9 protein-coding genes and 1 pseudogene are annotated in these 14,209 nt (G+C 70.2%); 7 read left to right on the top strand and 3 right to left on the bottom strand.

Features of this window, described 5'->3' with window-relative positions; genetic code table 11:
* Positions 1-596: 596 nt before the first annotated feature.
* Positions 597-971, bottom strand: a pseudogene (locus ACIBCM_RS20010) (aldo/keto reductase); the annotation flags it as partial.
* Positions 972-1,262: 291 nt separating this feature from the next.
* On the opposite strand from ACIBCM_RS20010, the gene ACIBCM_RS20005 reads away from it, so the two are divergent.
* From ACIBCM_RS20005 to ACIBCM_RS19975, 7 genes are all read left to right on the top strand, one after another.
* Positions 1,263-2,027 (top strand): isoprenyl transferase, encoded by a 765-nt coding sequence (locus ACIBCM_RS20005; protein ID WP_399244958.1) that lies wholly within the window; start codon positions 1,263-1,265, stop codon positions 2,025-2,027.
* 490 nt (positions 2,028-2,517) lie between these two features.
* Complete coding sequence (locus ACIBCM_RS20000; protein WP_399244956.1) at positions 2,518-3,840, top strand: PhoH family protein; 1,323 nt, start codon at positions 2,518-2,520, stop codon at positions 3,838-3,840.
* A gap of 447 nt (positions 3,841-4,287) precedes the next feature.
* Positions 4,288-4,986: a transglycosylase SLT domain-containing protein gene (locus ACIBCM_RS19995; protein WP_399244954.1), complete on the top strand. Its 699-nt coding sequence runs from the start codon at positions 4,288-4,290 to the stop codon at positions 4,984-4,986.
* Positions 4,987-5,150: 164 nt separating this feature from the next.
* On the top strand, positions 5,151-6,767 hold the full coding sequence (locus ACIBCM_RS19990) for an AI-2E family transporter (RefSeq protein WP_399244952.1): 1,617 nt from the start codon (positions 5,151-5,153) through the stop codon (positions 6,765-6,767).
* Positions 6,764-7,528, top strand: coding sequence for a hypothetical protein (locus tag ACIBCM_RS19985; RefSeq protein ID WP_399244950.1), 765 nt, complete (start codon positions 6,764-6,766; stop codon positions 7,526-7,528). Before ACIBCM_RS19990 ends, ACIBCM_RS19985 begins: the two co-directional genes overlap by 4 nt.
* Positions 7,529-7,959: 431 nt before the next feature.
* Positions 7,960-11,385 (top strand): PQQ-binding-like beta-propeller repeat protein, encoded by a 3,426-nt coding sequence (locus ACIBCM_RS19980; RefSeq protein WP_399244949.1) that lies wholly within the window; start codon positions 7,960-7,962, stop codon positions 11,383-11,385.
* 14 nt (positions 11,386-11,399) lie between these two features.
* On the top strand, positions 11,400-12,905 hold the full coding sequence (locus tag ACIBCM_RS19975) for a hypothetical protein (RefSeq protein WP_399244947.1): 1,506 nt from the start codon (positions 11,400-11,402) through the stop codon (positions 12,903-12,905).
* A 92-nt stretch (positions 12,906-12,997) separates the two neighbouring features.
* Here ACIBCM_RS19975 and ACIBCM_RS19970 read toward each other — a convergent pair whose 3' ends face one another.
* Positions 12,998-13,534 carry an alkyl hydroperoxide reductase gene (locus tag ACIBCM_RS19970; RefSeq protein WP_399244945.1) on the bottom strand — a complete coding sequence of 179 codons (537 nt, stop codon included), beginning with the start codon at positions 13,532-13,534 and terminating at the stop codon, positions 12,998-13,000.
* 2 nt (positions 13,535-13,536) lie between these two features.
* Entirely contained in the window at positions 13,537-14,091 is a 555-nt protein-coding gene (locus ACIBCM_RS19965) for a peroxiredoxin (protein WP_399244943.1), read from the bottom strand.
* Positions 14,092-14,209 lie beyond the last annotated feature (118 nt).

The following is a 14,209-nucleotide window of genomic DNA, read 5'->3' as shown; positions in this document are numbered from 1 at the left end:
CCTGGTCCGCGTGGGCCCCCTTTCGGGTCCGGCCATGCGGCCGGTATCCACCGGGTTATAGCTGGAGGGTGGAGCCCCTGTATCCAGCCTTTCCCCTGGACTTTCGCCCCAGTGGCATTCGCTTCTCGGACCATCCTGCGCCCGCAGAGGGTCTGTGCCTTCGTTACCTCCGGCCTACCCCCTGTTGGGGGACCTCTACGGGGTTGTCTAGTTCCACACGATCAAGTCGCGTTCGGGGTGGGTGCCGTCTCTATCCCGGGAGCCACGGTGACCTATCCGCGCTTTCTCAGCCAGCTTGGCGGATCGTGTCAGGGATTCTCACCCTGTGCTCCTTTTCCGCCCGGTTACTATCCACTAGGGCGGCTCGTTCTTTACGAGACCTCAGCGACGATTCACTTTCGTTCACCCGTCCGAACTTCCCCCGGATCCGTACCGATGCAGTGGACGCATCAGCCTTTGATCACGAGACTCGGGCTTCACACGAAGGGATTACTCCCGACGCATGCCGAGCGGGGGACGGCCCGTTGGTCACAGGACCGGCCTGCCCTTATCTCCTTCCAGGCAGGCCCTTGATCGTGCGGCTTCTAGCCGCACTGGGAGTAGAAGATGTCGACGTACTCCAGCCCCGTCCGGCGCAGCGACGCGTCCAGCGAGGACAGCAGATACTTCCGGGAACCCCACTCCCCGTACGGCCCGGGGTGCATCAGATGGCCCGCCTTGGTGGAGACGACCAGCTCGTCACGGTGGCGGGCGAAGTCCTGGGCGAAGATCTTCCCGAAGTTCAGCTCCGCCGACCCGGGCGGCGGTCCGTAGTTGTTCGCCAGATCGAAGTGGGTGACCCCCAGGTCGAAGGCGCGGCGCAGGATCGCGCGCTGCGAATCGAGGGTGCGGTCGTCGCCGAAGTTGTGCCAGAGGCCGAGCGAGACCGTCGGGAGTCTGAGACCCGAACGGCCGCTGCGCCGGTACTCCATCGACTCGTAACGGTCCTCGGAGGGCAGAAAAGAAGGGGAATCAGTCACGCGTCTCTCCTTATCACGGACTTGTGACAGACCGGGTTGGGTCGCCGTGGCTCGTCCGCAGTACTGTGGCGGCTTCAGGGGATCGCCGCACGGCCCGCAGAGCAGTGCCCCGCACGGGGCGGGGGCCGGGGCCGGCCGCGTCACCCGTACGGGCCCGGAAGTGCGCCGGGTCCCCGAACCCACGGTCCGATGAGCCCCGGACCGGGGCGGGTGAGCCCGATATAAACCGAGAGGTGGACTCTTGTGAACTTGCGTGACCTGGTGTACAGGCTCTACGCACGCCGGGTGGAAGGCCGACTCGACCACTCCCAGGTGCCGAAGCACATCGGAGTCATCCTCGACGGCAACCGCCGCTGGGCCAAGGCGTCGGGCGGTACGACCGAGCAGGGTCACAAAGCCGGTGCGAGCAAGATCCAGGAACTGCTCGGCTGGTGCGCCGAGACGGATGTCGAGGTGGTCACCCTCTGGCTGCTGTCCACCGACAACCTGGACCGTCCCGAGGGGGAGCTGATCCCCCTCCTCGGCATCATCGAGAACGCGGTCCGCGACCTCGCGGCGGACGGCCGCTGGCGCGTCCACCACGTCGGCACGCTCGATCTGCTGCCCGCCCGCACCCAGTCCGTCCTCAAGGAGGCCGAACAGGCGACCCACGGCGTACGCGACGGCATACTCGTGAACGTCGCCGTCGGCTACGGGGGCCGCCAGGAGATCGCCGACGCGGTCCGCTCCCTGCTGCTGGAGCACGCGGACAGGGGCACCAGCTTCGAGGAGCTGGCCGAGACCGTGGATGTCGAACACATCTCCGAACACCTTTACACGCGCGGCCAGCCCGACCCCGACCTCGTCATCCGCACCAGCGGCGAGCAGCGGCTGTCCGGTTTCATGCTCTGGCAGAGCGCCCACTCCGAGTACTACTTCTGCGAAGTTTTCTGGCCCGCATTCCGCAAGGTCGACTTCCTGCGCGCGCTGCGCGACTACGCGGCCCGCCACCGGCGCTACGGCGGCTGAGAACCGGCTCCCGGACGGGGCCGCGGAGCCCGGTTCCCGCAAGGGTCCCAAGGCGCGGGGAGCTTTTGGGACGTGCGCCCCAACGGGCCGCGGCGAGGCGTCCCGAGGGCGCTCCGGGACGGGGCCGAACGGGCGGCGCGGGGGCCTCCACCACAGGACATCACCCTCTGTTCATCCATCCGTCGTCCTGTGACATGGCATGGCGGAGGGTGTTCGAGGGAATATCCCTTGCAGGTCGACGTCCGATCGACGAACGTCGTATCTCAGTGGGCGGTCCCACCGTCCACCCGGGAGGCCCTTTGCACACGAAGGATCGCACCTGTGGTGCGGACCGCGAGGAGGGCCGGTGCTCGGCCCGTGCACTGCGGCCCGAAGCCCGGCTCCCCTCCCGCCTCGGGCGGGGAGGATTCCCCGCCCGTCCTCGGCGGGGGCCCTGGCCCGCGACGGCATCGCACCGTCGACCTCTTCCGAGGGGGTACGTCCTTCCGTGGTGAACAGCAGCACTAAGCGCCGGATGTCCGACAGGCGCACTTACGTTCTCGACACCAGCGTCCTGCTGGCCGACCCGAACGCCCCGACCCGTTTCGACGAGCACGAAGTGGTGCTCCCGATCGTGGTCATCACGGAGCTGGAGGCCAAGAGGCACCATCCGGAACTGGGTTACTTCGCCCGCCAGGCGCTGCGCCTGCTGGACGACTTCCGCATCCGGTACGGACGCCTCGACGCACCCATCCCCCTGGGCGACCTGGGCGGCAGCCTCCGGGTCGAGCTCAACCACTCCGACCCCGGTGTCCTGCCCGCCGGCTTCCGGCTGGGGGACAACGACTCACGGATCCTGGCGGTGGCGAGAAACCTCCAGGCCGAGGGGTACGACGTCACCGTCGTCTCCAAGGACCTGCCCCTGCGGATCAAGGCGTCCTCCGTCGGTCTGCTGGCCGAGGAGTACCGCGCGGAACTGGCCATCACCGACTCCGGCTGGACCGGGATGGCCGATCTGCCGCTCTCGGCCGAACAGGTGGACCTCCTCTACAGCGAGGAGACCCTGTTCGTCCCCGAGGCCGCCGAGCTGCCCGTGCATACGGGGCTGGTCCTCCAGTCCGAGCGGGGCAAGGCGCTCGGGAGGATCACGGCCGAGGGCAACGTACGGCTGGTGCGCGGCGACCGCGAGGCGTTCGGCATCCACGGCCGCAGCGCCGAGCAGCGGATCGCCCTCGATCTGCTGCTGGACCAGGAGGTCGGGATCGTCTCGCTGGGCGGCCGGGCCGGCACCGGCAAGTCGGCACTGGCGCTGTGCGCCGGACTGGAAGCGGTCCTGGAGCGCCGGCAGCACCAGAAGGTGATGGTCTTCCGTCCGCTGTACGCGGTGGGCGGGCAGGAGCTGGGCTATCTGCCGGGCACCGAGGCCGAGAAGATGAGCCCCTGGGCGCAGGCCGTCTTCGACACCCTCTCGGCGGTCGCGGGCCGCGATGTGATCGAGGAGGTCCTCGGGCGCGGCATGCTCGAAGTCCTGCCGCTCACCCATATCCGGGGCCGCTCGCTGCACGACGCGTTCGTCATCGTCGACGAGGCGCAGTCGCTGGAGCGCAATGTCCTGCTGACGGTGCTGTCCCGGATCGGGGCCAGTTCCCGGGTCGTCCTGACCCACGATGTGGCGCAGCGGGACAATCTCCGTGTCGGCCGGTACGACGGAGTGGTCGCCGTCGTTGAGAAGCTGAAGGGGCATCCGCTGTTCGCGCATGTCACCCTCACCCGCTCCGAGCGCTCGCAGATCGCCGCGCTGGTGACCGAAATGCTGGAGGACGGCCAGATCTGATAGTTCTGGGCCGTTTGCACGAGAAGCACGGGAAAACGCGGAAAAACACGAGGAAACACGGGAAACAGGTACCGCCGCCCCGGCGAAGCGCACGACTCTAGCGGGGCGGCGTCCTGTTGTGCGGCTCATTCCATGAAAACCATGGAGCAAACTACGTGTGAGCTTTCACACTCAACGAAGAATTGCCTTGCGGCGTCCCGGTCCGGCAAAGTCTTGCTTCCGTCAGGCCCCGCACACGACACATACGCACCACCCGTGGTGCAGCGCACCACCCACAACTCAAAACCTGCCGTCGTGTTGCCGCCCGCGAGCTGTATCGGCCCGCTCCCGTGAGGGATGCCGGCCACGGGCCCGCGCCTCCTGTGACCCCATGCAGTGGGAGGCCAGCGCCAGGGGCACGATTCGCCCGCGGGGTCACCTGTGCGGGTGATGCTGGAAGGAAACCGTGTGAGCCGGATCTCGGTCCGGGGATTCGCCGTGGCGTCCGCCACCGCGGTCACCACCGTCGGAGCCGTGGTGGGCGTTGCCTCGGGCAACCCCCAGTCCTCGGGTGACAACCTCGAGGCAGCCGCTGCCGACGCGACCCTCCTCGCGGACATACCGCTGGGCCAGATGGCCCAGGTGCAGTCCCTCTCACTGGCCGAGCAGGCCGGCGCACAGGCCGCGGCCGCCGAATCGACGGCCCAGAAGTCGGTCGAGGAAGCGGCCCGGATCCAGGCGGCCAAGACCGCCGGGGAGAAGAAGCAGGCCGCCGACGCGAAGGCCAAGAAGGAGCGCGAGGAGAAGGCCAAGAAGGAGCGCGCCAACCGCGACGCCGTACGGGACGCCTCCAGCTTCACCGCGAAGGGGTCGTACTCCATCGCCGAGGTCAAGAGCATGGCCCGGCAGATGATCCCCGCCGATCAGTTCCAGTGCTTCAGCAATATCGTGGAGCGGGAGTCGGGCTGGCGCTACACGGCCCAGAACCCGTCCTCCGGCGCCTACGGACTCGTCCAGGCGCTGCCGGGCACGAAGATGTCGTCGGCGGGCGCCGACTGGCGGACCAACCCGGCGACCCAGATCAAGTGGGGTCTCAACTACATGAACAGCCGGTACGACAGCCCTTGTGGCGCCTGGTCGTTCTGGCAGGCCAACCGCTGGTACTAGGCCGGGCCCACCGCCCCGCCGCCCCCGGTATCACGTACCGGAAAAGGCCGCCGCTCAACTTCACGGAGCCCCTCACCGTCCATACGGTGAGGGGCTCCGTCGTGTGTTGTACCGTCGTCGGTCCCGGGGTCCCGGGGGGAATCATGGGGGGAAGAGGACGCGTCATGTCGAGACTGCCGGGGTGGCTCGCGGTGCTGGGCGCCGGGCTCACACGTATGTCCGAGCGCCTGGAGGAGCGCCGGGACGAGACCACGGGCGACGACACGGACGGCGACGGCCCGCGTGAGGAGGGCCGCCGGCGCGCCACCGGCTCCGGGCCCGAGTCCGGGCCCGCGGCCACCGGAGCCGGCCGTACCGGATCCGACGGCACTGATCCCGGACCTCGTACCGCAGCCGACGGCACTGATCCCGGATCTCGTACCGAAGCAGACGGCACCGGCCCAGGACCCCGTACCGGCACTGGAACCGGCTCCGGGACCGTCCTGGATCCTGATCCCGGCTCCGGACCGCGCGCCGAGCCCGCGGCCGCCGGCGCCCATGCCGGGCGGGCCGCCGGGGCCGGCCGCGCGGAGAGCGTCCCCCCGCCGCCCTCGTACGCCCCCGCCGTCGCCGCACGTCCCGACCCCGTTTCCGCGATTCCCTGGGGCATGCGGGTCGCGGCCGAGGCGGGCTGGCGGCTGCTCGTCCTCGCGGGCACGCTCTGGGTGCTGACCCGGGTCATCAGCGAAGTGCGGCTGGTGGTCCTCGCCTTCGCCTCCGCACTGCTGATCACCGCGCTGCTCCAGCCCACCGTGGCCCGCCTCCGGCGCCTCGGCATGCCGCGCGGGCTCGCCACCGCGGTCACGGCCATCGCCGGATTCGTCGTCATGGGACTGGTCGGCTGGTTCGTGGTCTGGCAGGTCATGGAGAACCTCGACAATCTCTCCGACCGGGTCAGGGACGGTATCGAGGAGCTGAAGCGCTGGGCGCTGGACAGCCCGTTCCATGTGACCGAGAGTCAGATCAACGACATCGCCAAGAACCTCAGCGACACCATCGGCACCAACACCGAGGAGATCACCTCCGCGGGTCTCCAGGGCGTGACCGTGATGGTGGAGGTCCTCACCGGGATACTGCTCGCGATGTTTTCCACGCTCTTCCTGCTGTACGACGGGAAGCGCATCTGGCAGTGGGTCCTCAAACTCGTTCCGGCGCAGGCGCGCGACGGGGTCGCCGGGGCGGGGCCGCGCGCCTGGCGCACCCTGACCGCCTATGTGCGCGGCACGGTGATAGTGGCCCTGATCGACGCGATCTTCATCGGCCTCGGCATCTACTTCCTCGATGTCCCGATGGCCGTGCCCCTCGCCGTCTTCATCTTCCTCTTCGCCTTCATCCCGCTGGTCGGCGCGGTCATCTCCGGCGCGCTCGCGGTGGTCGTCGCCCTGGTCACCCAGGGGCCGTTCACCGCGCTGATGGTGCTGGTCGTGGTGCTCGCCGTACAGCAGATCGAGGGCCATGTCCTCCAGCCCTTCATCCTCGGGCGCGCGGTCCGCGTCCATCCGCTCGCCGTGGTCCTCGCGGTCGCCGCGGGCGGTCTCACCGCCGGGATCGGCGGCGCGGTGGTGGCGGTTCCGCTGGTGGCGGTCACCAACACCGTCGTCGGATATCTCCGGGCCTACGGCAAGGAACAGAGGCTGCGCGACACACCGCCGCCCCATGGCGCGACGGCGGTCGGCTCCTCTCCGGCGGCGCCCCCCGGCCCCGCCGCGGCACCCCTCCGGACCGTGCGGGAGGAACCGTGATCTCCGAGCCGGAACTCGTCGGGGACGGCGACCAGCCGCCGCCGCGTTCGGCGTTCCGGCCCGACCTCCCCGGCCAGCGCGCCCCCGGGGGCCCCGATGAGCCCGATCCGGAGCCGCTGTTCCGGGACGACGAGGAGGAACCGCCCCGTGAGCGCCCGCCGCTGCGGGCGTGGCTGTGGGCGCTCGGGGGAGCGGTGGCGGCCTCGGCCCTGTGGGCGGGCGGGCTGTACGCGTACGAGGAGTACGGGAACCACGACCCCGACACCGGCGGTTACCGCACCAGCCGCAACCTCTGCCTGGACGCGGAACTGAAGTCGCTGCGCGCGGTCTACGGCACGATCGAGACATCACACCCGGATGTCCACGAGGACCCGTCCCTGGACCGGGCGGTCTGCTCGTTCGGCTTCGAGCGGTCCGCCACCGGGTCACAAGAGGACTTCGGAGCGGGCGTGTTCGTCCGGTACACGCTGCACAAGAAGACCGACCCCGGCCCGGAGTTCACCGCGAACGCCGCCTCGGAGAACATGTACGGGGGCGGGGACTCCACGCTGACGAAAATCGACGGCCTGGGGGAGCGGGCCTATCTGGCCCTCAACCACGTCGTACCCACGCTGCACGTCCTGGACGGTCAGGCCGTCCTCACCATGAGCTTCGAACCCGGCGGTGACATGGACGGCGAGACGGCGAAGGCGAAGACGGCGGAGGCGAGGCCCCATGCCATCGAGGACATGCGGGCGCTGATGGAGAAGCTCCGAAGCTGAGGGATCCCGGCCACGGGTTCACCACCGCGGGTTCACCACGCCGGTTCGCCACCGGGTGATGCCCCCGGTCACCATCCTGTGTTTTCCCGCCGGTGGTTCCGGCCCCGCGGGGCCGCCGAGCCGGGATCCGGGGCGACCGGCCTCCTCCTCGCCCATGCCCCGCGCCCCGGTTTTCGCGGTGGCGGGGCCGGTACGGGCGGGTCCGGCGCGGGCGTTCGCGTACGGGTGGTTCCGGCCGGACGCCCGCCCTGCGGCCTTTCCCCGCCGCGGTCGCCGTACGGATGACCGCGTACGCGCTGACGTGGGCACGAGCCGTGCGGCTGCCCTCGACATGACATCCCGGTTTCCGGATTGAACAGTTCCGGTCCTGCCGGTGAAGAACGATTCGATCTTGGCTGGAAACAAGCTGTGCCTGTTTAACGTCCGGTCGTATGAAACGCATAAATACGGCGGCCGGGCTCTGTCTCGGCCTGCTGTTCCTCATGCTGGGCATCGGCGCCCAGCCGGCGGCGGCGCATGTGACGCGCGAGCACGCCGAACTCATCGTCACCACCGGTGAGACGGTCACCAGTGGCCGTCTCGTCGTCCATCAGGACGTCGCGTCCCCCGCCCAGGCCGGTGCCTGGGCCGCCGGACTGCTCTCCGCCGGCTGCCCGGCCACCGGAGCGGGCGTCCCCGGCGACAACGGGGGCATCCCCGGCGGTGTCGTCGTCGAACTGGCCTGGAGCTGCCAGGTCGACTCCCTCGATCTGTCCGTGCTGCTCGCCGAGGGCGGACTGACCCAGGTCGTCACCGAGTTCGACGGCACCACCGTCGACGCCACGGCCGCCACCCCGCTCGTCGACGTCCGGGGCGTACACGCGCTGCCCGCGTTCCCCTGGCTGACCGTCGGGCTCGTCACCGTCGCCGGAGCCGCACTGGTCCTCGCCGCCTGGCGGCTGCCCGCCCTCGTCCGCGGGATGCGCGCAGGCGGCCGCGGTGCGCGCCGCTTCCGGTTCGCCACCGTCGGCGCCGTGGCCCTCGCCTCACTGGCGCCCCAGGCCGCCTTCGCCGCCGACGGCCCGGATGCGGCCACCGTCACGGTCAAGGGCACGGTCTTCAAGGACTCCAACGGCAACGGCGAACGGGACAAGGGCGAGCGCCCCATGCCCGGTGTCGATGTGACCGACGGCGCCGTCTGGGCCACCACCCGCTCCGACGGCTCGTACGCCATGGACATCGACCCCAAGCGGCGCGAGACCGATCTCGTCCACATGGTCTCCCCGGACGGGTACACACCCGTGCTGCGCGAGGACTACGTCCCGGCCTTCTTCCAGAAGGTCCCCGAGTCCGGCGCCACCGGCGTCGACTTCGCGCTCGTGCCCGACCGCAACGCCAAGAACCCCACCGAGAAGTGGGTCATGAGCTCGGACACCGAGGTCGGCAACCGCGACGACGCCGAGGGCAAGCGCGCCCTGCCTCGCTGGACCGGACAGGTCGAGGCCATGTCCGAGGTCGACGGCGCGACCATGCAGATCTCGACCGGCGATCTCACCGTCACCGACTACGCCGCCGAACCGCGCCGCCAGGGCGGTTACGACATCCTCCGCAAGGGTCTGGAGGAGGGTCGGCTCGGCCACCCCTTCTACCCGGTGATCGGCAACCACGACTTCGGCGGCACCGCCGTCGCCGGGTCGACAGGGTACGCCGGCAGCATGGAGTACTGGCGGCGCAATCTCGGCCCCGAGTGGTACAGCTTCGACCGCAACGGCCGCCACATCGTCGTCCTGGAGGACAACTACGACGCCAGCGGGCTCAAGCCCCAGCTGGAGTGGCTGAAGCGCGACCTCGCGCGCAACGCCGTCGGCAAGCAGGTCTTCGTCTTCGCGCACCGTTCCCTGTTCACCCAGTGGGGCCCCGGCGCGGGCATGCAGCCCACGGTCGACGAACTCGCCAAGTACGACGTACGGATGGTGGCCGCGGGCCACAACCAGCAGTCCGAGTTCCGGCGCGGCGCGTTCAAGCGGTCCGTCGAGGTCAACAACCAGGGCACCTACGGCATCGACGGCGCCCGCCCCGACTACAAGGTCCTCGACTTCAGCGGGATCACCGACGACCCGAAGACCCGCGAGAACGAGGACACCGGGCATGTGTCCGGCATCCACCGGCAGTTCGAGGTCGACGACGACTCCGCCCTCGTCAGCCCCGCGAAGGGCAGCGTCCACGGCGCCAAGGCCCGGGTCCCCGTCGAGGTCTACGCGGAGGACGACGGCCGTACGCCCGAGAAGGCGACCGTCACCGTCAAGGACTGGCGCAACAAGGTCGTCAAGACCGAGAAGGTCACCTTCGGCAAGAACGCGGCCAGGCCTGGCCGGGAGAACTGCTACACCGCGCCCGGCGGCGAGGCCGAGCCCTGCCCCGAGGCGCGCGGCGCCTGGACCCGCGCCGGCGGCGAGCTGAAGGGGCTGCGCCCCGGCACGTACAGCGCCGAGGTACGCGTCCTCGACACCCGCGGCAAGGAGTTCCCGCGCCAGAGGTCCACCTTCCGTGTCGTGCCCGACAAGGACCTGGAGAACGTGCGCGACGGTCAGGACTGGCTGCGCCAGGGCGGCGACGAGGCAGGCCGCTCCGCGAGCGCCGACGACCCGGGCGCCACGCTCGACCTGAAGTGGACCCGGCACACCGGTGAGCAGTTCAATCTGAACGGCTCCGTCGTCCAGGACGGCAGGCTCATCGTCTCGTCCCGCGCCTTCGACTCGCCGTACAGCATGATGCTCGCCTACGACATCGCGTCCGGGCGGGAGCTGTGGCGCACCTACCTCGACGGCGACGCCGAGTCCGTGCCCACCGTGAACGGCGGCAAGGTCTATCTGACCACCGGCGTCGGCCGGGTGTACGCGCTCGACGTCCGGACCGGCGAGGTCGTGTGGGAGACCATCGACCGTGAGAACAAGGCGGGCGACACCGTCCGCCGCTACGGCCGTGCGGGCGGTCCGGTCAGCGTCTTCGACGTGGCCGCCGACTCCGCTTCCGGTTCGGGCACTGGTTCCGGCTCCGGTTCCGGTTCCGACCGGCGCAAGGTCGCGGTCTACCAGGACTGGAACACGATCCGCTGCCGTGACGGCGCCACCGGTGCCCTGCTGCCCGGCGGCTTCGGCGCCGCGGCCTCGTGGGGCCAGACCCACAGCACGGCGATCCGGGAGCCCGGCTCCAACACCGCCTATCTGCACTCCTCGTCCAGCAACACCGTCCTCGCCATGGACCTCGCGACCTGCAAGCAGCTGTGGGTGAAGGACACGGCGGGCGACATCGACAGCCACTCCTCGCCCGCGCTCACCGACCCGGCCTCCGGTCCGGCGCAGCTCGTCACCCACACCACCTGGGGCACGCGCGGCCACGACCCGAGGACCGGCGCGGTGACCTGGGAGTCCAAGATCGGCGGCGGCAGCGTCTGCGAGCCGGGGCGCGCCCCGCTCACCAGCCCGGCCACCTGGGGCTCGGTCGCTTATGTCGCCGGCCGTGACGGGGTCGTGCGCGCGTACGACACCGCCGCGTCCGACCCGGCGAAGCCCCTGTGGGAGACCAAGGCGGGCTACCTCCCCGGTGAGAGCCCGCTGGACGACAAGTGGCGGGTGGCCTCCGGCTGCTCGACGGCGGGCGACGGCTCGCCGACCATGCACCCGCTCGTGACCGGGTCCCATGTCTACGTGGGCACCTGGGACGGACGGCTGCTCGTCCTCAACCGCGCCACCGGGAAGCAGGTCGCGTCCTACGACCTCGGTGCGGGCGTCGCCTCGGCGCTCTCCATCAGCGGTGACCGCGTCTTCGCCCTCACGGACGACGGCACGGTCCACTCGCTGGCCGCCCGCCGGTACTGAGGGGCGGCACCACCGTGCGATCACTGCGAGCCGGGGTGCTGCTCGTCCTGACCGCCGTCTCCGCGCTGCTGTCCGGCAGCGCGGGGGCGGCGCAGGCGCAGCCGGCGCACCCCTTCGGTACACCCCCCGTCGTACGGATCGAGGCCGACGGCACCACCGTCGACGCGGTCTGGTCCGCGCAGGCGGACGACGTCGCCGTGCTGAAGAAGCAGCCGGCGGACTATCTGCGCACCCATGTCGTCGTGACCCAGGACGGCCGGCCCTGCCCGGTGGACCGCGCGCAGCGGCTGGAGCTGCGGTTCGGCTGCCCGGAGCCCGTGGACCGGATCGAACTGACGGTCACCGCGCTCACGGACATCAACTCCGCCTACCGCACGCTGTCCGTGACGGACACGGGCGGCGGGGGACTGCACACGGCGGGGGAGCCGACCCGGACGCTGGACCTGGGACCGGCGCCGGATTCGGCGACCGGCGGTACGGACGGCGGGGCCTGGGCCTGGACCACCGATCTGACCGCCCTGCTCGACCATGAGGCCGCCCTTCCGGTGGCGCTGCTGATCTCGGCGGCGGTGGGGGCGCTGCACGCCTGCGCCCCCGGCCACGGCAAGTCGCTGGCCGCCGGATATCTGGTGGGCGGCCGGGGCCGTCCACGGGACGCGGTGTGGCTGGGCGGGATCGTGGCCGTGATGCATACGTTCTCGGTCGCCGTCCTCGCGGTGGGCTGGTGGCTGGCCGCGACCGGCGCTCCCGATATCGAGGCGCTGACGGGGTGGCTGCAACTGCTGGCCGCGCTGGTGGTGGCGGGGGTCGGGGTGAGCCTGCTGCGCAGACATCTGAAGCAGCGGACAGCGCACGGTCACGGTCATCATCATGGTGACGGTCATGGGCACGGCCACGATCACGGTCATGGGCACGGCCACCGGGGCGACCCCGCTCCCGCCGCCCGGGCCCTGGTCCGTACCGCTGCCCCGGCCGGCGCGCACGCTCCCGCGCGGGCGGGGGCCGGAGCCGCCGACGTACCGGATCACGACCATGCCGGCCATGGCCACGACCACAACGGGACCGGCCACGACCAGGACACAGCCGGCCCCCGGCAGCAAGGCGCCCGCGGTCACACACACGACCACGACCACGGGCACACCCACGGCGACCACGGCCACACCCACCACATCCCCGACGCCCAGTCACTGCTGACCTGGCGCGGGCTGCTGGTCCTCGGCGCGTCGGGCGGACTGCTGCCGTCGCCGTCGGCCTTTCTCGTCCTGCTGACCGGACTGCTGACCGGCAAGGTCGTCATCGCCCTCGCCATGGTGGCGGCCTTCGGCGCGGGGATGGCGCTGACGCTGACCGCCGTCGGTCTCGTGGTCCTGCGCGGCCGGGACGCGCTGCTCGACCGGTTCTCCCGCTCACCGGGCCTGCGCGCCTGGGCACTGAGGATTCCGCTGATCGCCGCCTCGGGCGTCGTGGTGGGCGGGACCGTGGCGTCGGTACTGGCGGCGGGCAGGCTGCTGTCGTCCTGAGGGGTACGCGAAAGGGCCCGTACGGCAACTGCCGTACGGGCCCTTCCGCACTGCCGCGGCCGGCGAACCGGACGCCGCTCGGACGGCGGTGGTCAGCCGGCGAGCGCGGCCTCGGCGTCGAGGGTCGCGCCGACCGCCTGGACGACGGCGGCGATCTTGAACGCCTCCTGGATCGTCTCGCGGTCCAGCCCGGCCTTGCGGAGTACCTGCTCGTGCGAGTCGAGGCACTGTCCACAGCCGTTGACGGCGGAGACGGCGAGCGACCACAGCTCGAAGTCGACCTTCTCCACGCCAGGGTTGCCGATGACGTTCATCCGCAGACCGGCGCGCAGCGTTCCGTACTCCGGGTCGGAGAGCAGATGCCGGGTCCGGTAGAAGACGTTGTTCATCGCCATGACCGCGGCGGCCGACTTGGCGGCGGTGTACGCCTCCGGCGAGAGGTTGGCCTTGGCCTCCGGCTCCAGCTCACGCAGTGCGAGGGCACTGCGCGAGGCGATCGCGGTGGCGAGGACCGTCCCCCACAGCTGCTGCTGTGTGAGCTTGTCGTTGTTGCCGATGACCGAGCCGAGATTGAGCTTCAGGTCCTTGGCGTAGTCCGGTATGGCGGACTTCAGGGTGTCGAGGGACACAGTCACTCACCGGCCAGCAGGGCGACCGGGTCCAGGGTGTTCTCGCCCTTGGTCCAGTTGCAGGGGCACAGCTCGTCGGTCTGGAGCGCGTCGAGGACCCGCAGGACCTCCTTGGGGTTACGGCCGACGGAGCCCGCGGTCACCATGGTGAACTGGATCTCGTTGTTCGGGTCGACGATGAAGACCGCGCGCTGGGCGAAGCCGTCCTCGCCCTCGATCCCGAGCTCGCGCATCAGCTCGTGCTTCGAGTCCGCCAGCATCGGGAAGGGCAGGTCACGCAGGTCCGCGTGGTCCTTGCGCCAGGCGTGGTGGACGAACTCCGAGTCACCGGAGAAGCCGAGGATCTGCGCGTCACGGTCGGCGAACTCGTCGTTCAGCTTGCCGAACGCGGCGATCTCCGTCGGGCAGACGAAGGTGAAGTCCTTCGGCCAGGCGAAGACGACCTTCCACTTGCCCTCGTAGGACTTGTGGTTGATGACCTCGAACTCCTTGCCGCTCTCCAGAGAGACGCAGGCGGTGAGCTCGAAGGTGGGGAACTGGTCGCCGACAGTGAGCACGGTGTTACTCCATGGTGCTAGGGGTTGGACAAAACCACCCTGTCACACCCGTGTTCGGCGGTGAAATTGATCAATCGGGTCAGTGTGATCCGCTGCCCCGATCAATCGGGCGCATGGC

The organism is Streptomyces sp. NPDC051018 (assembly GCF_044456085.1).
Taxonomy (GTDB): domain Bacteria; phylum Actinomycetota; class Actinomycetes; order Streptomycetales; family Streptomycetaceae; genus Streptomyces.
Note: the sequence above shows the minus strand (reverse complement) of the source record. Positions and strands in the feature narration are given on the sequence as shown.